Below are 18,577 nucleotides of genomic sequence, written 5' to 3'. Positions count from 1 at the left end.
GCCACACGCGGTGCCGGAGGGGTGGAAACGCACTCCCCCGCACCCCGCGCCGAGGGGTCAGGCGGCCGGGCAGAGCTCCGCGGCATCGACCGGCGGCAGGGCGCGGGTCACGACCTCGTGCGCGGGACGGGCCGCGGGCACCGAGCGGTTCCGCGCGAAGACGACGAGGCGGAGCACCGCGAACCGCGCGACGCCGGCGAGTGCGGAGGCGGACAGGTAGACGACCTGTTCCAGCACGGCCCCCGGCGCTTCCACCAACCGCTGGAGCGCGAACATCGCCACACAGGTCACCCCGTACGCCGCCGCTGCCGAGCCGGCCGACTGCCCGTGCTGACGCCAGGTCGCACGCCCGCCCGATCCGAAGGTGAAGCGGGCGTGCAGTTCGGTGGCGAGGAGCGTGGAGACCACAGTGACCAGGGCGTTGGCCAGAGCCCAGGGGATCACGGAGGCCGAGGCCGCCACAGCGAAGCTGGAGGCGACCCCCACTCCGCCACCGCAGAGCACGAAGCGGGCGAAGGCGGCGACGGCGCCCGACGCCGCCACCTGCTGCTGCCGCTGTGCTGCCTCCATGACCCGTCCCCTCGATCGCCCACCAGGTGCGAGGTGAGCCCTTCGCTCCGCGAAGCCGGGGGCTCATCTCTTCGTGGTGCCATATTGGCACATTCATAGTGCCAATGCGAGCCATAATTGGCGCCAGCCGTGGCAGCACTGGCGCCACAGTCCCGCACGGGGCACAAAGAGGCAGGTCAGCGGGGTCACGGGCGCGCGTCATCAGCACCCCTGAAGAGCAGGTATTATTTTCGAGTCAGCAAGCGCCGCTAGCTCAGTTGGTTAGAGCAGCTGACTCTTAATCAGCGGGTCCGGGGTTCGAGTCCCTGGCGGCGCACAGACAGCACACGAGGCGGTCTCCGTTCAACGGAGACCGCCTCGTGTGTTTTGTGCCGCCCTCGACACTGTACGGATGTTTTACACAGACGTACTAGACAACCGTTTAAGACGTTCGTATATTCCTCTCCATGCCCACCTCTTCGCGCACCACCACCGCCCCCGGCGAGCTCGCCGGACGTCGGGAGTGGACCGCCTTCGTGGTCCTGCTCCTCCCTCTCCTCCTGGTCTCGATGGACGTGTCCGTCCTCTTCTTCGCGATCCCGTCCATCGACCGGGACCTCGCGCCCAGCGCCACCCAGCAGCTCTGGATCTTCGACGTGTACGCCTTCGCGCTCGCCGGGCTCCTCATCACGATGGGCTCGCTGGGCGACCGGATCGGACGCCGCAAGCTCCTGCTGTTCGGCGCGGCCGCCTTCAGCACGGCGTCGGTCGGCGCCGCCTACGCCACCAGCCCCGAGATGCTCATCGCGGCCCGGGCGCTGCTCGGGATCGGCGGTGCGACGCTGATGCCCTCGACCATGGGCCTGGTGCGGAACATGTTCCGCGACGAGAAGCAGCGCGGCCGCGCCATCGGCATCTGGTCCGGGGCCATGGCGGGCGGGATCGCGCTCGGCTCGGTCCTCAGCGGCATCATGCTGGAGCACTTCTGGTGGGGTTCGGTCTTCCTGATCAACGTGCCGGCGATGGTGCTGCTGCTGATCCTGGTGCCCGTCCTGGTGCCGGAGTTCAAGGACCCGGACCCGGGACGCTTCGACTTCCTCAGCGTGCCCCTGTCGATGGGCGCCGTGCTCCCGGTCGTCTACGGGGTCAAGGAGACGGCCGCCGAGGGGATGAGCCTGCGCAACGGCCTCCTCATCGTCGCCGGGCTCGTCGTCGGCCGGTTCTTCGTCCGGCGTCAGCGCGGCCGCTCCGACGCGCTGATCAGCCGGGACCTCTTCCGCGACCGTCACTTCGCCGCCGGGATCGGCCTGAACGCGCTGGCCGCGTTCGCCATGATGGGCTCGGCCTTCTTCACCACGCAGTACCTGCAGTCGGTGCTCGGGATGAGCACGATGGAGGCCGCGCTGTGGAGCCTGGCCCCGTCGCTGGCGGTGGGCGCGGCCGCACCGGCGGCCACCGCGATCGCCCAGCGGACCGAGCGCGCCCGGGTGATCTGTGCCGGCTTCCTCATCGCGGCCGCGGGCTTCGGTGTCCTCGCCCTGTCGGGTACGGACTCCCTCGCCGTCCTGCTCATCGGCTCGGCCGTGATGAGCAGCGGAATCGTCACGGTGATGGCACTCGTCTCGGACCTGGCCATGTCCACCAGCCCGCCGGAGAAGGCGGGTTCGGCGGCCTCCCTGCTGGAGACGGGACAGGAGTTCGGCGGGGCGATGGGCATGGCCCTGCTGGGTGCGGTGGCGACCGCGGTCTACACCGCGGACATGCCGGACACGGCCCCGGAGGCGGCCCGCAAGACACTGCCGGGGGCGCTGTCCACCGGCGACGGCTCACTGATCGCGGTCGGGCGGGACGCTTTCGTGCACAGCATGCAGTACGCCTCGGTGGCCGGCGGGCTGCTCCTGCTGGTGGGGGCGGTCCTGGCGGTGACGCATCTGCGACGGGCGGCGGCTTCAGAGCCCTCCGCCGTGTGAGGACAGCAGGCCGTGACGCCCGTGCTCCTCGTACTCCCGTACCAGCGGGGCGAGTTGGCCGTCACCGAACGGTACGTACCCTCCGCCGTCCCCGTTCCACCAGAGCGGCCCCCCGGACCAGAAACCTTCGCGGCGCAGTCCGACCCGGTGCACCTTGTTCGTCGCGGTCACCGGCATCGACTCGACGACGCGCAGGAACCGGGGGGCCATCTTCGTCCCCAGGTCGGGCTGGTCCCGGAGGAAGGCGGCGAACGCGTCCGGATCGAACCGCACCCCGTCGCGCAGTGCCAGCGCCGCCATGACCTGGTCCCCCGCGACCGGGTCGGGCACCGCGTAGACCGCCACGGCCGCCGCGTCGGACCAGCGGGCCAGGATGTTCTCGATCATCGCGGCGGCCAGGTTCTCACTGTCGACGCGCAGCCGGTCCTCCGTACGGCCCGCGAAGTAGAGGAAGCCGTCGGCGTCGCGGTAGAAGAGGTCCCCGGTCCAGTACCAGCCGTCACGCAACCGGGCGGCGTCCGCCGCCTCGTTGCGCCAGTACCCCTCGAAAGGGGTCCGGCCCCGGTTGACCAGCTCCCCTATCGCGGCGGCCCCGTTGAGGAGGGTTCCGCCGGGGCCGAAGACCGCGGCCACCCGCTCCCGGCCGCTCGACGGGTCGACGACCGCGAGGTCGTCGCGGTCGGACGCCCGGCCGATCGCACCCGGCGGGGTGTCGGGGGTCCGCTGGATCGCCGCACCTCCCTCCGAGGAGCCGTACCCCTCGACGAGCCGCACCCCGAACCGCTCCCGGAAGCGGGCCGCGTCCACCGCCCCGGCCTCGGTGCCGAAGCCCAGGCGCAGCGGGTGCTCGCGGTCGTCGGGGCGCTCGGGGGTGGCCAGCAGATACTGCACGGCACGGCCGACGTAGGTGAAGTACGTGGCGCCGTGCGCGCGTACGTCGGCGAGGAAGCCGGAGGCCGAGAAGCGGCGGCGCAGGGCGACGGCGGCACCGGCGGACAGGGCGGGGGCCCAGTCGGCGATCACCGCGTTGCCGTGGAACATGGGCATGCAGATGTAGTGGACGTCGTCGCCCCGGATCCCGAAGTGATCGACGAGCGAGCGCCCCGCCGCCGCCAGGCGCCCCTGCGTGCAGATCGCGGCCTTGGGGGCACCGGTGGATCCCGAGGTGAAGTACAGGAGCATCCGGGTCGCGGGAGCGGGCCGGTGCAGGACCGTGTCACCGGGCCGCGCCCCGGCGTAGGGGGCGAGGAGTGCGGCGTAGGCGTCGGTGTCGGTGACCAGCACCCGTACGCCCGGCAGCGCGAGGCCGTCGAGCAACGGCAGATGGGCGCGCTCGGTGATCAGCACCCGGCATTCGGTGTGCAGGATGTCGCGGGCCAGTTCGGCGCCGCGACGCGTGGGGTTGATGCCCGCGACGGCGGCCCCGGCCAGGGCCGCCGCGCTCAACCACAGCGGGAATTCGGGGGTGTTGTCGAGCAGCACCCCGAGGTGCGGTTCGCTGCCCGCCGGCAGCAGTTCCGCCAGGAGCGCGGCCCGTGCGGCAGCGCCCGAGGCGACCTGGTGATGACTGAGGACGGTTCCCTCATGTCTCAACCCGGGCCGGTGATCGCCCCATTGGCGCTGTACGAGCTCCGCGACGGTGCCTGCGCTCCCCATGGCGCCGCACGGTAACCGACCAGGCGTCAGAACTGAACATCCGAGCACGAGTAGAACGCGTTGGCCGTGTCGGCGATGTTCCAGACGCTCAGGATGATGTGCTTCCCGGTCTTCTGGGTGGGGATGGTGCCCTGCTGGGTCAGGGTCGACGGCGGCTGCTGGTTGCCGTACGGCACCGTCATGAAGGGCTGGGACTCCAGGTCGGACCTCTTGAGCGGCTTGGTGGGGTCCCAGCCGTTCTTGGTGATGTAGTAGCGGAAGTCGGTCGTGGCGTGCCGGGCGGTGAACTGCCAGCGGAAGCTGAAGCCCTGGCCCGCGGTGACCTTGGTGGCGGGCCAGTTGCCGCCGCGCGGGTCGTCGAGCTGGGCGAACTCGCCGTGGCCGCCGGAGCAGATGGCGCCGTCGGCGGGACCCGCCGCCGGGAAGCCCTTGGGGCCCTCGACGCTCTGCGGCTCCCACTGGATGTTGCCGCAGTTCGTCACCGTGCCGTTGGCGCAGAGCTTCTGACGGCTGATGGGGTTGTCCGTATAGCCGTGGCTGCTGGCACTGCTGGTCGCGAACATCGAGACGCCCGCTACCGCAAGGCCGACCAGGGCCGCGCCTGTCTTCTTACGCATTGCTGCCGCTCCTCGGAGACGTGGGGGAGGTTCCATGAGCACTGCTACGCGCGTGTTGTGCGGTCTAGACCAAGACCTAGATTATTGACGCAGCATGAACATGTCCAGACCAATGAGAGCCGGATTCCGGTTGCCTCCGAGGTGCCGGGCAGAACGTCTCAGGCGCTGTCCCCACCACTGCGGCCGGTGTAGAAGGCCACCGTCAAGTCCTTGACCAGGGACTTGCGTTCGTAGTCGTCGAGCTCCACGAGGCCCCGGGCGGTCAGCCGGTTGACGGTGTCGTCCACGGCGTCCACCACCGAAGTCAGCACGCTGTCGCGGTGCTTGGCGTCGATCGCGGCGATCCGGCGCCGCTGCATGGCCGCCGCCACCTCCGGCGCGTACTCGATTCCGGTCGGCTGCGCCGAGTACACCTCGATGCCGACCGGCTCGCAGTCCGCCTTCAGCATCCGCGTCAGCGCGTCGCCTACCGCCTCGGCGTTGCGCAGGGTGTGCGCGTCCTCGTGGAAGGCGTCGGCGGGCAGCTGGGACAGGACCCGCGCCATGGCCGCCTCGACCTGCTCGCGCAGGTACTCCTCGTGGTCCTCGACCCCCAGCGTCGCCCGGACGGTGTCCTCGACCCGCCACACGACGAGGACGACGACCCGCAGCGCGGTGCCGTTGGCGTCCATCGCGGGCAGCGGCTCACTGCGCCAGTGCCGCAGCCGTACGTCGACCCGGCGCCGCAGCAGCAGCGGGCTGATCCACATCAGCCCGGTCCGCCGCACGGTGCCCCGGTACCGGCCGAAGAGCGTGAGCACCCAGGTGTACCCGACCCGGCCCCGGCTCAGACCGCCGATCGCGAAGAGGACCACGGTCGCCAGCAGTGCGAGCGCCGCCCAGGCCCCCGTACCGAGTCCGTCGTACGGTCGCGGACCGACCCCGATCCGCGACAGCACCCGGGCCGGCACCGCCCCGGCCCACCACAGGACTCCACCGGCGGCGGCGGTCCCGCAGGCCGCGGTGAGCACCGCGACCCAGCCGGGCAGCGCCGGTCCCGGCCGCTCGTGCAGCCGCGGATCGGCGACCGGTGCGGGCCGGGTCGAGGGCTGTACCTGCGGAGACCTCGGCACCGGCGGCCGCCGGACACCGGCCGGCTGCTCGCCCCCGGGTGCCCTGCGTACGACGGTGACGGGCAGCGCCGTGGCGTCCGCCCCGGTCTCGGCCTCCTCCCGGAAGAGCAGGTGCACGGGGATGGAAGCCGTGCGCTCGTTGGCGATGACCGCCTGGTGCCGGCCGGTGTCCCACCGCACGTCGGGGCGGAGTTCAGCGGTGTCCTCGCGGGGGTCGGTCCGGAATTCGCCGGTGTCCTCGCGGGCGCCGGTCCGGAATTCGCCGGTGTCCTCGCCGGTGAACGTCAGGGAGAGGGAGTCGGGGGCGAGCCCCGGCGCGGGCGCGGTGTGCGGTGCGCCGCCCCGGCCGGGAGCGGCCGCGGAGGCGTCGCGGGGATCGGTGGCAGAGATGTCGCGGGGGTCGGTGGCGGAGGCGTCGCGGACATCAGGAGCAGAGGCGTCGCGGACATCGGGAGCGGTGGCTCCGGGCCCGTACGTCGCCGACCCGGCGCCCGCCATGACGAGCACTGCGGCCTCGACGGCCGAGGCAGGCCCGCCGTCCACCGGATCACCGGCGGCCGAGGCACCGGCCTCCGGTGCGGGAACGGGCAGCAGGTCCACGGCGTTCGGCCGGGCGTCGCGCGGCTGCGGGCCACCGGCGACGCGTTCGTCGGCCTTCCGGTACACCGGGCCGGGGCCCGCGGTCCTCGGCACCGGATCGCTCGCCGCCGGTTCCGCACCCGGGACGGCCGTCGGCACGGAGCCCGGGGCCGCCGGGACCGACACCGAGGCCGAGGTCGCGCCGAAGGCGGAGCCCGCGCGTTCGTCCTCCCCCGGCACCAGGTCGAGCACGAGGTCGACGACGGAGTCCGCCCCGGACCCCGTCACCGCGAAGGGACCGGGGACCCCGGCGGGATCGGGCGCGGGCGTCCTCGGCACGGCCTCCGGACCGGGATCCGCACCGGCCGGGTACACGGGATCCGGGCCGGCCGGCGCGAGCGCACCCGCCGGCCCGGGGGCGGACCAGGCGTCCGATCCGGACGCGGCGGACACCGCGGACGGGGCGGACGCGAAGGGCGAGCCGGACCCGGCCGGCCGGCCGAAGCCGTCGGCCCCGTCGAACCCACCGGGCCCGGCCGACCCGCCGGAACCCACCACCCCGTCGAACCCGGCCGGGGCCGGCATCTGCGGTGCCTCCCCGGCCGCCGCCCGCTCCCCCGCCTCGGCCCAGGCGTCGGTGACCCGCCCCGCTCCGTCCGGCCCCACCCATTCCCGTACCGGGACCGCCCCGTACCTCTCCTCCCCGTACTCCGGGTTCTCCCGGTTCTCCGGGTTCCCGGAGCTGTCCGACACCGTGGATCGCATTCCCGCCTCCGTCATGTGCGTCGTGTCACGCGAAGAGTCGCCGCCAGGTCTCCGGACCCGGATAGCCGTCGGCTTCCGTGCCCCGCCAGCCCTGGGCCTTCTGGAAGGCCTCGACATTGCGTCGGTCCGCCTCGGTCCACCGAGGGCTGGGGCCCGACAGGTAGTACTTGCCGTATCCCTTCTTCACCAACTGTTTGCCGAGCTTGTCGACATGGCTGTTGGACTGACCCGGCCTGAAATAGCCCCGCCCGGGGAAGGCCGGGACCGACGTGGAGCCGTCCCGCCCGGCCGTGCCGCCCGCGGCGGGGATGTCGTGGCCGGTTCCGTTCTCCAGCAGGCGCCAGGTGTCGGGCCCGGGGAGACCGTCGGCCTCCTTGCCCTTCCAGCCCTGGGCCTTCTGGAACGCCTGGGTCGCCAGCCGGTCGGCGCTGCCCCAGACGGGGCCGGGCCCGACCTTGTAGAAGCGCTTGCCGCCCCGGTCGACGAGCATCCTGCCGAGGCGGGTGACGTAGGCGTTGTTCGCGCCGGCGCCGAACTTCCCGGCACCCGGGAACAGGGTCTTCGTCGAGTCGCTGCCGCCGGACCCGCTCGTCAGCCCCTTGTACCGGTAGGCGACGTAGCTGCCCGAGTTGGTCCAGTACGCCATGGGCGTCGTCTGCTTGCGGGTGTGCGGCTTGGTCTGCTCGTACGCCGTGTAATGGGTGTGCGTGTAGTCGGTCCAGCCGCCGAAGATCGTGACGTGCGAGCCCTTCGAGGGGTCGGCCGGGTTGTGGAAGAGCAGGATGTCGCCGGGCTGGAGTTCCTCCCGCGCGATGCGCGTGCCGTACGTGGCGAGGCTGCCGGTCCATTCGTTGCCGGTCAGGTTCCAGGCCATCGACACATAGCCGGAGCAGTCCTGGCGGTATCCGTCCGACCAGTACTTCTCCATGCTGTACGGGACCTGAGCGGAGACCCACTTCTTCGCGCGGTTGATGATGTCGGCCCGGGTGGTCTGGCGCAGCGCGGGCGCGCCCGCCTGGGACGCCGGCGGCCCCGAGGCGCCCGCGCCCTGCAACGGACCGGGTCCGCCCTGCGGACTGTCCGCCCCCGGTTCGACCGGCCCGTCCTCCGCACTGCCGGACACCGCACCGGTCACCGCAGGCGCACCGTTCACCGAGGCCGCGTCCGCCGCCCGGCCCGGGTCCGTCGCCGGGGCCGGGTCGGCCGCCGCGCCCGCGGCCTCGGCGAGACCGGCGCTGAGCACCACTCCCGCAGCGGTGACCAGCACCATCGCGCGCCGCGCGCCGTGCGCGGCCGGATGCCCTCCGTCTCGCGTCGGCAGTCCCGCGGCTGCCGTGCGCCTCTGCACGGCGCATCCCGCACAGGTGCAGTCGATGGCGGGTACGTACTCCTTGAAGGCCGGCACAGTCATGCGATTCCCCTCCGCACTCGTCAAGATCTTCAGGCGCATCTGTACGGGCGTCAGTGTCTCAACTCTGCTGACATATCGCATTTTGACGGACAGAAGAGAAAAAACGACCATCCGACAGGCCGAGATGGAAGGGAAATGGTCAGGAGCACGGCTGGAGATCGGGTAGAGTTTTCCAGGTCAGCAGGCGCCGCTAGCTCAGTTGGTTAGAGCAGCTGACTCTTAATCAGCGGGTCCGGGGTTCGAGTCCCTGGCGGCGCACGCAGAGTCAAGGCCCCCTCACCACGCGTGAGGGGGCCTTGTTCGTTCCCGTGCACCCCGCCGACCCGTTCCGCCTCCCCGACCACCCCGCACGGGCGTCACCGGGGCGAATTATTTGCTCACGCACAGCGCACACGCGCCCGACGGGCAGCCACCGGCCGGCCGGTCGAGGGCGCGGCGGCTCGCGGCGCACCCCCTCATACGCCTCCACACCACCTCTCCACAAGAGCCGCACAAATCGCGCATTTGAGCGGGTAATAACCCGTTTCAGCCTTGCGATCGCGGCTGGGGTCGGCCAGTCTGTCCGGGGGCCTTCGGCACCAACCACGCCGATGGGACCCTTAGTTGGGGGAAACGGAGGGAAAGAATCCGGTTGTGACCGACGTGAGGGGGAGGCGTCGTGCACAAGCAAACGCCCAGCAGGCATCATGCAACCGGAAGGTCGCCGTTCCCTGTCCCGGGAAGGGCGACCCGTCACTGAACCGTCGGCCGCGTTCCAGGGGGAGGCGCGGTGGACGAAACGACCGACCGACCACGCAGCCCCGCCTGCGTGCAGGGGGATGACCCATGACGTCGACGCCGCCAGGCGCCCGGCAGGACGACGACCCTTCCCGGACCACACAGCTTCGGATACCCCCGCAGCTGCGGACCGGGGCTCCGCGGCGAAGGCAACGCAAAGAGCTGCCGCGGTACGACTACGAGCACTACAGCCGGCTCGCCGGGCCTCTGACCCAGCCCGACCCCGCCAGGCCCTACACCGTGAAGTACCGCTCGCTCCTCTCCCAGGAGCCCCACCGGATACGCGCGGCCCTCCTGCTGGGGGCCGCCCCGCTCGTATCGCTCGGCCTCTTCGCCTGGCTGATGCAGCCCGAGCACTGGACACAGCGCGATCCGAACCTCGAGAACGACACGCTGCTGGTCCTCGACATCGTGATGCTGGTCTCGATCGGCCTGATCGAGCTCTTCCGCACCCTGAACGTCCTCTCCAACGCGCACGCCACGCTGGTGGCGCGCGATCCGGTCCCGGTCGTGCCGGAGACCGGCACCCGGGTCGCCTTCCTCACCTCCTTCGTCCCGGGCAAGGAGCCCCTGGAGATGGTGACGAAGACCCTGGAAGCCGCAGTCCGCATCCGCCACCGCGGACTGATGCACGTCTGGCTCCTCGACGAGGGCGACGACCCCGCGGTGAAGGAGGTCTGCCGACGGCTCGGCGTGCACCACTTCTCCCGCAAGGGCGTGGCGCGCTGGAACCGGGCCGAGGGCCCGCACCGGGCGAAGACCAAGCACGGCAACTACAACGCCTGGCTCGACGCCCACGGTGACGCGTACGACTTCTTCGCCTCGGTCGACACCGACCATGTCCCGATGCCGAACTACCTGGAGCGGATGCTCGGCTACTTCCGCGACCCGGACGTCGGCTTCGTCATCGGCCCGCAGGTCTACGGCAACTACGACACCTTCGTCACCAAGGCCGCCGAGTCCCAGCAGTTCCTCTTCCACGCGCTGATCCAGCGCGCGGGCAACCGCTACGGCGCCCCGATGTTCGTGGGCACCAGCAACGCGGTGCGCATCAGTGCCCTCAAGCAGATCGGCGGTCTGTACGACTCGATCACCGAGGACATGGCGACCGGCTTCGAGATGCACCGCGCCCGCAACCCGCGCACGGGCCGCAAGTGGCGCTCGGTGTACACCCCGGACGTGCTGGCCGTGGGCGAGGGCCCGACCGCGTGGACGGACTTCTTCACCCAGCAGCTGCGCTGGTCGCGAGGGACGTACGAGACGATCCTCAAGCAGTACTGGAGAGGCTTCTTCTCGCTGCCCGCGGGCAAGCTCTTCAACTACACGATGATGATCGTCTTCTACCCGATGTCCGCCATGAACTGGATCCTCGCGGCCCTCAGTTGCGCGCTCTTCCTGGGCATGGGCGCCTCGGGCGTGCAGATCGACCCGACCGTCTGGATGATGCTGTACGGCAACGCCTCGGCGCTCCAGATCGGCCTGTACATCTGGAACCGCCGGCACAACGTCTCGCCGCACGAGCCCGAGGGTTCCGGCGGTATCGCCGGCATGATGATGTCCGCGCTCTCCGCGCCGATCTACGCCCGCTCCCTCATGGACGCGGTGCTGCGCCGCAAGAGCTCGTTCGTCGTGACGCCCAAGGGCGACTCCTCCAGCCCCGACACCCTCTTCGGGACCTTCCGCATCCACCTCTTCTTCATCCTGGTCTTCGGCGGCTCCATCGTGGCGTCGTTCGTCCTCGGCCACAGCCATCCGGCGATGCTCACCTGGGCCGCGCTGGCCCTGCTGATCACCGCGGCGCCGATCTTCGGCTGGCGGTACACCGTGCGGGCCGAGAAGAAGAAGCGCCGCGCGGGACCGCCGCCGGCGAGCGGGCCGCCCGCCCACCCCCAGCAGGCCACGCCTCACTGGGACGGCAACGAACAGACCATGCAGATCGCCCTTGGGGGACGTAGATCATGAAGTACCGTCCGAGCCGCCGTACCCGCCGCATGGCGATCAGTACGGCGGTGGTTCTCGCGCTCGCGGGAGCGAACGGGCCGTGGCTGTACCGCTTCAGCACCGAGCGCTACCACGCGTACAAGATCGACCAGCCGGAGTACAAGGCGGCCAACGGCCACTGGGACTTCCTGGACGTCCCCTCCGATTTCCGGATCAACACGATCCACGCGGCACTGCTGCACACCGGAAAGGTGCTGCTCGTCGCGGGCTCGGGCAACAACCAGAAGAACTTCGACGCGAAGAGCTTCCGGTCGGTGCTCTGGGACCCCGAGACCAACGCCTTCAAGAACATCCCCACGCCCAAGGACATGTTCTGCGCCGGTCACACCCAACTGCCCGACGGCAAGCTGCTCATCGCCGGCGGCACCAAGCGGTACGAGAAGCTCGAAGGCGACGTCACCAAGGCCGGCGGCCTGATGATCGTGCACAACGAGGACCCGGACAAGCCGATCACCCTGCCCGCGGGCACCCGGTTCACCGGCAAGGCCAACGGCAGGACCTTCGTCACCAAGGACCCCGTGCTGGTGGAGAAGGCGACCAAGGTCTTCGACAAGAAGACCGGCGCCTTCCTGCGCAACGACCCCGGACTCGGCCGGATCTACGTCGAGGCGCGGCAGTCCGGCGCGAAGTACGAGACGGGCACCGAGGACAACTACCGGATAGCGGGCCTGTCCGGCTCCGACACCCGCAACGTCTACGGGATCGCCCAGAAGCTGGCCCTCGACAAGAAGGACTTCCAGGGCATCCGTGAGGCCTTCGAGTTCGACCCGGTGGCGGAGAAGTACATCACCGTCGACCCGATGAACGAGGCCCGCTGGTACCCGACGCTCACCACGCTGAAGGACGGCAAGGTCCTCGCCCTGTCCGGCCTGGACGAGATAGGGCAGATCGTCCCGGGCAAGGACGAGATCTACGACCCGGAGACCAAGAAGTGGGAGTACACCGGCATCGTCCGGAAGTTCCCCACCTATCCGGCGGTCTTCCTTCTGGACGACGGCAAGCTCTTCTACTCCGGCTCGAACGCGGGCTACGGCCCCGCCACCGTCGGCCGCGCCCCCGGCATCTGGGACCTGGCGACGAACAGGTTCACCAAGATCCCCGGCCTGAGCGACCCGGACAAGATGGAGACCTCGGCGACCGTACGACTGCCCCCGGCCCAGGACGAGAAGTTCATGGTGATCGGAGGCGGCGGTGTCGGCGAGTCCGCCAGGTCCAGCGAGAAGTCCCGGCTGGTCGACCTCAAGGACGCCGACCCGAAGTTCACGGACGGCGCCTCCCTGGACGAGGGCACCCGCTACCCGAGCGCGTCCCTGCTGCCCGACGACTCCCTGCTGGTCACCGGCGGCTCCAACGACTACCGCGGCCGCGACGGTTCCGACGTGCTGCAGGCACGGCTGTACGACGCGAAGTCGGACACGTACCAGCGGGTCGCCGACCCGGCGGTCGGCCGCAACTACCACTCGGGGTCCGTGCTGCTGCCCGACGGCCGGGTCATGATCTTCGGATCCGACTCGCTCTACTCCGACAAGGCCAACACCCGGCCCGGCGTCTTCGAGCAGCGCATCGAGATCTACACCCCGCCCTACCTGTACCGCGACTCACGGCCCGAGCTGACCGCGGGACCGGAGAGGATCGAGCGCGGTGACACCGCGGTGTTCACCACCAACCAGGCCTCGTCCATCAGGTCGGCGAAGCTGATGCGCCCGAGCGCGGTCACCCATGTCACGGACACCGACCAGCGCTCGGTGGCGCTGGACCTGAAGCGGACCGACGGCGGGATCTCGGTGACGGTGCCGAAGAACCGGGCCCTGGTGCCGTCGGGCTGGTACATGCTCTTCGTCACCGACGACAAGGGCACGCCGTCCGAGGGGACTTGGGTGGAGGTGCCGTAGGCATCACCGCTCCCGCGGCACCGGACCGGACCCCGCGTCCTACTCGGTGCCGCGGGCCAGCCCCAGCGCGTACTCGGGCCACCACGCGCCCGCCTTCGGGCCGCCCCGGCAGTCGCCGTCGGACTCGCCCGGCCGCTTGATCCAGAGGTACGCGTCGACCAGTTCGTCGCCCGTGGCCGTCGTCGGCGTCTCCCCGAGGGCCCGCCCCGGCGGGTTGCACCAGTTCTCCTCGGGGGCGCCGGCGGTGTACGGGCCGTTGCCGTTGCGGCTGGTGTCGATCACGAACGGCTTGCCGCCGACCTTCGCCGACAGCTGCTTGCCGAAGTCCTTGCTGACCGCGGTGGTCTGGAAGTTGGAGACGTTGACCGCGAAGCCGTCGGCCGCGTCGAGCCCCGCCTGCCGCAACGGCTGGAAGAGCGCGTCCGGGGTGTGCCAGCCCGCGTTGCCCGCGTCCAGGTAGACCTTGGTGCCCGGCAGCCGCTTGAGCCGTTCCACCGCGCCCTTGAGCAGGTCGTAGCGCTCCTCGTGGAACTCCTGCGGGGTGCACCCGTCGACCAGGTGCAGCACCGCGTCCGGCTCCAGGATCACGGTCGCGCCGCGGTCGCCGATGCCCCGGGCCACGCTCTCCAGCCAGGCGCGGTACGCGTCGCCGTCGGCGGCGCCGCCCTTGGAGAACTGCCCGCAGTCGCGGTGCGGGATGTTGTAGAGGACCAGGACCGCTTCCCGGTCGGCCTTCATCGCCGCCTCGGTGAATCCCTTGGCCTCCGCCTCAGGACTGTCCGTGCCGATCCACTCGCCGACCGGCTGCCGCGCGATCCGGCGGATCAGGGCGGCGTCCTTCTCGTTGCCGTCCCCGGTGTAGCGGGCGACCTGCCGGGCCGCGTTCCCGTCGGGGTTGACCCAGTACGGATCGGTGCCCTTGGGCTGCTGGCCGACGGCCGCCGGATTCCTTTCCCCGGCCGGGCCGCCGTCGCCGTCGCCGTCACCGGAAGAGGTGCATCCCGCGAGCAGGAGCGCGGCGCCGACCGCGCACACCCCTCGTACGCCGATCCGGCCGTTGTGGCTGCCGTACATCCACTCCCCCTCGGGTGCGACGGCGGTACTGTCGCATCGCCGTCCATCCTGGCACAGGGACCGGAACCGGCCCGGCCGCACGGCATCGCCGGAGAGCTGTTACGGCGGGTTCACCACGCTCTGCCCGGCCTGTCCGCATGCGTAGGGTGACCGGTTATCGACGTACCGTCAGAAAAGCCCTGTGCGTGGGGAGTTCACGCCCCTACAGTGGGGCGTGCGGCGGACCCGGACGCCTCCGACCTCCCGTGTCCGCGCCGGGCCACTCCCGCGGCCCGCGCCCGCGGTCGAGGACCGGCCCGGCCGGCGCCCGGATTGCCGGGCAGCCGGCCGGGCCGGGTACCGAAGGGGTCAGCCGCCGGCCGGTGCGCCCGCCTTGCCGACCGCTTCCTCCCGCGCCTCTGCCTGCGCCTGCTCCCGCGACTTCTCGCCCGTCAGATAGGCCGAGACGACCACGTTCGCCGTGTACGACTTCGACGCGCGGTCGTACGTGCCGCCGCAGGTGATCAGCCGGAGCTCGGCCCGGCCGTCCTTGCGCGGTCCGTACGCCTTCTGGGCGTTGAAGCGTTCGCGGGTGAAGACCTGGACGTCGTCGATGGTGAACTCGGCGACGGTGCCGTCCGTCCGGGTCACCTCGACCTCGGCGCCGGGGCGTGCCGCGCTGAGCCCGTAGAAGACCGCCGGCTTGGTCTCGGTGTCCACGTGGCCGACGAAGAGGGCCGGTCCCTTGGCGCCGGGCTCGGTGCCGCCGCCGTACCAGCCGACCGTCTGGGGCGTGTCGAAGGACGGCGGCGCGATCGCCCCCTCCTCGTCCAGGCCCCGGGAGACGACGGGGGCCTTGATCCCGATCGACGGGATCTCCACGCTCCGCGGCGCGACGCCCTCGATCGGGTCGTGCGCCGGGGGCAGCGGCACGCCGAGGGGACGCCCGACCGCGGCGACGTCGCCGGTGGTCGGGGCGGAGCTGGCGCCGGAGCCGCCGGTGATACCGCGGCCCCAGAGCCACAGGCCCAGCAGCAGCACGGCCCAGGCCACTCCGGTGAGCAGCCTGCCGTGCCCCGTCGAACGGTCCGAGGCGGACACGTCAGTCGACGGCCGGGCGGCGGCGGCGCACGCTGCGGAAGGCGACGGCGACGGCCGCGACGGCGGCCAGGGCGAGACCGACCACCGCGTGGACGGTGCCGGGACCGTCCTGCTGGGCGGCCTGGTCGGCGAGCACGGCGGTGCCTCCGCCACCCGCGCGGACCGGGGCGACGGGCATGGGCCGGCTGCGGTGGACGACGGTCAGGACGGCGGACGCCTTGGTGTGCTTGTCGCCCTTGCAGACCACCTGGACGTCGTAGTCGCCGGGCTCGGCATCCGAGCGGACCCGGGCCTCGGCGAAGAGCGTCCGGCCGTCACCGGGCGAGAAGCGCGCCTCGGACACGAAGGCGTCGGAGCTTCCCTTGGCCTCCTTGCCCTTGCAGCCGTCGACCTCCAGGTCGACCTCGCCGCCCGGGGAGACGGAGGACGGGGAGAGGGTGAGTGTGACCCGGGACCGCGAGTCCTCGTGGTCCGAGTCGGATTCGGCCAGAGCGGCGGAAGCGGGCATCAGGGTCGCCGCGACCACCGCGGCGGCACAGAACGTGAGGGGTATTGAACGCATCGTGAACCTCCTTATGGCAGGTTCACGCGTGCCGCGGCTTTTCGCATCCGCAGGAGGCCGGACGCTGGGCCGGTGGAGTGCGGGGAGGCGGGCACGGCGGCCCGCTCCCCCGCCCCGGAACCCGGGTCAGCCCGCCTCGGCCGGCTCGATCAGACCGACCAGGTCGGCGATGGAGTCGACGACCGTGGACGGGCGGAAGGGGTACTTGTCGATGTCCGCCACCGTGGTGAGACCGGTCAGCACCAGGAAGGTCTGCATGCCCGCCTCCAGACCGGCCAGCACATCGGTGTCCATCCGGTCGCCGATCATGGCGCTGGACTCGGAGTGGGCGCCGATCGCGTTGAGCCCGGTACGCATCATCAGCGGGTTGGGCTTGCCCGCGAAGTACGGGGCCTTGCCGGTCGCCTTGGTGATGAGTGCGGCGACGGAGCCCGTCGCGGGCAGCGGGCCCTCGGCGGACGGGCCGGTCTCGTCCGGATTGGTGCAGATGAAGCGGGCGCCGCCGTTGATCAGCCGGATCGCCTTGGTGAGCGCCTCGAAGGAGTACGTGCGCGTCTCGCCGAGCACCACGTAGTCGGGCTCGTGGTCGGTCAGGACGTAGCCGATGTCGTGCAGCGCGGTGGTGAGGCCCGCCTCGCCGATGACGTACGCCGTGCCGCCGGGCCGCTGGTCGTCCAGGAACTGGGCGGTGGCGAGCGCGGAGGTCCAGATGTTCTCGACGGGCACGTCCAGGCCCATGCGCTTCAGCCGGGCGTGCAGGTCGCGCGCGGTGTAGATCGAGTTGTTGGTGAGGACCAGGAAGGGCAGCCCGGATTCCCGCAGCCGCTTGATGAAGGCATCCGCGCCGGGGATCGGCGTCCCCTCGTGGATGAGGACTCCGTCCATGTCGGTGAGCCAGGACGAGATCGGCTTGCGCTCTGCCATGTGGAACTCCTGATGTGCCGTACGCCGGTGCGGGACGCCGGCGGCACCGCGTTGTGCAGCGCCGGCGTACCCGACTTTAGAGGGTCCCTCCCCGGAGGTCCGGCCGCGGCGGCGGATCAGCCGGACGTGATCCTCACACCGTCGACCGCCCAGAACCAGTTGTTGCCCCCTGTGTACCGGAATCGGACCTGTGCGGTGGAGACTCCGGCCGGGACCTGGAGGGCGAGCGACTCGCTCCTGGAGACGGTGTCGGAGGTGTACGTCTTCACGGAGACGGGGGCGGCGCCGTCGTAGGAGACGAGGACCTCGCCCTTCTGCGGGGCCTCCTGACGGTAGTGGGTGGTGTAGGCGAGGGTGGCGGTGCGGCCGCCGGTGACCGGCCAGGCGGGGCTGATCAGGGTGGAGTCGAAGGTGCCGGTGTAGCTCCTGTCGACCCATTCGTCGCCGTCCGCGACCGCGAAGACGTTCCGGGCCCGGACGTTGGTCTCGCGCCACTGGCCCCGCTCCGCGGCGGTCCAGAACTCGTCGGTGGTGAAGGTCCAGCCGCGCCATTCGGTGACGCCGCCGGTGCCCATCGCGCTGTTGTCGATCGTCCACCCGGCGGGCGGGGTGTGGGTGAAGCCGAGGACCGACGCCCCGATCCCCGTCTCGTCGGCCCGGGTCCGCAGCTGCGGGCGCAGCGCGTCGAAGGCGTCGGGGGACGGCTGCTGCAACGGCCGTCCGTCGAGGCCCCAGGCCGGGTCGACGGCTATGCCGAGGTGGGCGAGGGCGGAGACGGCGACGTCGGGCATCTTGATGTCGTAGCGGGTCGAGCCCGCCGTGATGGCGCCGCCGCTCGCGATGAGGAAGGTCTGCCGCTCGGCCGCGCTCGCCCCGCCGTGGCCTCCGGCGTCGGTGTGCCCGTGGTCGGCGGTGATCATGATGAGCCAGTCCTCGGAGCTGTGGGTGGCCCGTCCCCTGACCGCCGCGACGAGTTGGCCGACCTGGGTGTCGACGCCGTGGATCGCGTCCAGGTACTGGCTGCTGGCGGCGCCGTAGCTGTGGCCCGCGTGGTCGACGTTGTCGAGGTGGACGAAGACCGCGTCCCGGTTGCCGCCGGAGAGTTCGGCGGCGGCCCGGCTGGTGGTGCCGGTGTCGTACTCGGCGCCCGGGGTGGAGACCCGGGTGTCGACCTTCGGGGAGAAGATCGTGTCGGTGACCGGGTTCCAGGAGGCCACGGCGTACGTGGAGAGCGCGGGCCTCGCCGTCTCGATCCGGGTGAGGAAGTCGGGGTAGCGGGCGAAGTCGTTGCCGGTGAAGGCGTTGTCCTTGACGCGGTGCTTGTCGGGCCAGACGCCCGTGATGACCGTGGACCAGCCGGGGCCGGACAGGGTGGGTGCCATCGGGTCGGCGTAGAGCGGGCTGACGGAGGTGAGTCCGGCCGCCATCAGTGCGTCGAGGTGGGGTGCGTCCGCGTCCTTGATTCTGTTCAGCAGGGCACCGTCCAGACCGATGACCAGGACCTTGGGGGTGCGGGCGGCGGCCGCGCGGGCGGTCCCCGCGGTGGCGAGCGGTGCTGCGGCGGCGATGGCGGCCGCACTCATCAGGAGCGTGCGGCGGGACATGGCT

General features: G+C 71.2%; 13 protein-coding genes and 2 tRNA genes. 5 read left to right on the top strand and 10 right to left on the bottom strand.

The window, feature by feature from the left end; genetic code table 11:
* Positions 1–57: 57 nt before the first annotated feature.
* Positions 58–570, bottom strand: a complete 513-nt coding sequence (locus tag ACGFZA_RS31390) for a hypothetical protein (RefSeq protein ID WP_385278390.1) — start codon at positions 568–570, stop codon at positions 58–60.
* Between the two features lie 242 nt (positions 571–812).
* On the opposite strand from ACGFZA_RS31390, the gene ACGFZA_RS31385 reads away from it, so the two are divergent.
* Positions 813–886, top strand: a tRNA-Lys gene (locus ACGFZA_RS31385).
* Positions 887–1,016: 130 nt separating this feature from the next.
* A complete protein-coding gene (locus ACGFZA_RS31380) occupies positions 1,017–2,519 on the top strand; it encodes an MFS transporter (protein WP_393683538.1) in 1,503 nt (500 codons plus the stop codon).
* Here ACGFZA_RS31380 and ACGFZA_RS31375 read toward each other — a convergent pair.
* From ACGFZA_RS31375 to ACGFZA_RS31360, 4 genes are all read right to left on the bottom strand, one after another.
* The gene (locus ACGFZA_RS31375; RefSeq protein WP_393683536.1) at positions 2,499–4,175 is read right to left on the bottom strand and encodes an AMP-binding protein; all 1,677 of its coding nucleotides are present in this window, start codon (positions 4,173–4,175) and stop codon (positions 2,499–2,501) included. The two genes, ACGFZA_RS31380 and ACGFZA_RS31375, sit on opposite strands and share 21 nt — an antisense overlap.
* A 26-nt stretch (positions 4,176–4,201) precedes the next feature.
* Positions 4,202–4,792 (bottom strand): lytic polysaccharide monooxygenase, encoded by a 591-nt coding sequence (locus ACGFZA_RS31370; RefSeq protein ID WP_385278396.1) that lies wholly within the window; start codon positions 4,790–4,792, stop codon positions 4,202–4,204.
* A 158-nt stretch (positions 4,793–4,950) separates the two neighbouring features.
* A complete protein-coding gene (locus tag ACGFZA_RS31365) occupies positions 4,951–7,248 on the bottom strand; it encodes an SPFH domain-containing protein (RefSeq protein WP_393683534.1) in 2,298 nt (765 codons plus the stop codon).
* Between the two features lie 25 nt (positions 7,249–7,273).
* On the bottom strand, positions 7,274–8,659 hold the full coding sequence (locus ACGFZA_RS31360) for a peptidoglycan-binding protein (RefSeq protein ID WP_393683532.1): 1,386 nt from the start codon (positions 8,657–8,659) through the stop codon (positions 7,274–7,276).
* Positions 8,660–8,843: 184 nt separating this feature from the next.
* Between ACGFZA_RS31360 and ACGFZA_RS31355 the strand changes: the two genes are divergently transcribed.
* The 3 genes from ACGFZA_RS31355 to ACGFZA_RS31345 all read left to right on the top strand — a co-directional run bounded on the left by ACGFZA_RS31355 (position 8,844) and on the right by ACGFZA_RS31345 (position 13,329).
* Positions 8,844–8,917, top strand: a tRNA-Lys gene (locus ACGFZA_RS31355).
* 567 nt (positions 8,918–9,484) lie between these two features.
* On the top strand, positions 9,485–11,398 hold the full coding sequence (locus tag ACGFZA_RS31350) for a glycosyltransferase (RefSeq protein WP_393683530.1): 1,914 nt from the start codon (positions 9,485–9,487) through the stop codon (positions 11,396–11,398).
* Positions 11,395–13,329: a galactose oxidase-like domain-containing protein gene (locus ACGFZA_RS31345; RefSeq protein ID WP_393683528.1), complete on the top strand. Its 1,935-nt coding sequence runs from the start codon at positions 11,395–11,397 to the stop codon at positions 13,327–13,329. The genes ACGFZA_RS31350 and ACGFZA_RS31345 overlap by 4 nt, the downstream gene beginning before the upstream one ends.
* 39 nt (positions 13,330–13,368) lie before the next feature.
* Here the strand turns inward: ACGFZA_RS31345 and ACGFZA_RS31340 are convergent, their stop codons facing one another.
* The 5 genes from ACGFZA_RS31340 to ACGFZA_RS31320 all read right to left on the bottom strand — a co-directional run bounded on the left by ACGFZA_RS31340 (position 13,369) and on the right by ACGFZA_RS31320 (position 18,573).
* Positions 13,369–14,403 carry a glycoside hydrolase family 6 protein gene (locus ACGFZA_RS31340; protein ID WP_393683526.1) on the bottom strand — a complete coding sequence of 345 codons (1,035 nt, stop codon included), beginning with the start codon at positions 14,401–14,403 and terminating at the stop codon, positions 13,369–13,371.
* Between the two features lie 348 nt (positions 14,404–14,751).
* The gene (locus ACGFZA_RS31335; RefSeq protein WP_393683524.1) at positions 14,752–15,483 is read right to left on the bottom strand and encodes a class F sortase; all 732 of its coding nucleotides are present in this window, start codon (positions 15,481–15,483) and stop codon (positions 14,752–14,754) included.
* Position 15,484: 1 nt separating this feature from the next.
* A complete protein-coding gene (locus ACGFZA_RS31330; protein ID WP_393683522.1) occupies positions 15,485–16,045 on the bottom strand; it encodes a hypothetical protein in 561 nt (186 codons plus the stop codon).
* Between the two features lie 126 nt (positions 16,046–16,171).
* Positions 16,172–16,969 carry an HAD-IIA family hydrolase gene (locus tag ACGFZA_RS31325; RefSeq protein ID WP_393683520.1) on the bottom strand — a complete coding sequence of 266 codons (798 nt, stop codon included), beginning with the start codon at positions 16,967–16,969 and terminating at the stop codon, positions 16,172–16,174.
* A 116-nt stretch (positions 16,970–17,085) separates the two neighbouring features.
* Positions 17,086–18,573, bottom strand: coding sequence for an alkaline phosphatase family protein (locus tag ACGFZA_RS31320; protein ID WP_385278570.1), 1,488 nt, complete (start codon positions 18,571–18,573; stop codon positions 17,086–17,088).
* Positions 18,574–18,577 lie beyond the last annotated feature (4 nt).

This window comes from Streptomyces sp. NPDC048211 (assembly GCF_043202315.1).
Taxonomy (GTDB): domain Bacteria; phylum Actinomycetota; class Actinomycetes; order Streptomycetales; family Streptomycetaceae; genus Streptomyces.
Note: the sequence above shows the minus strand (reverse complement) of the source record. Positions and strands in the feature narration are given on the sequence as shown.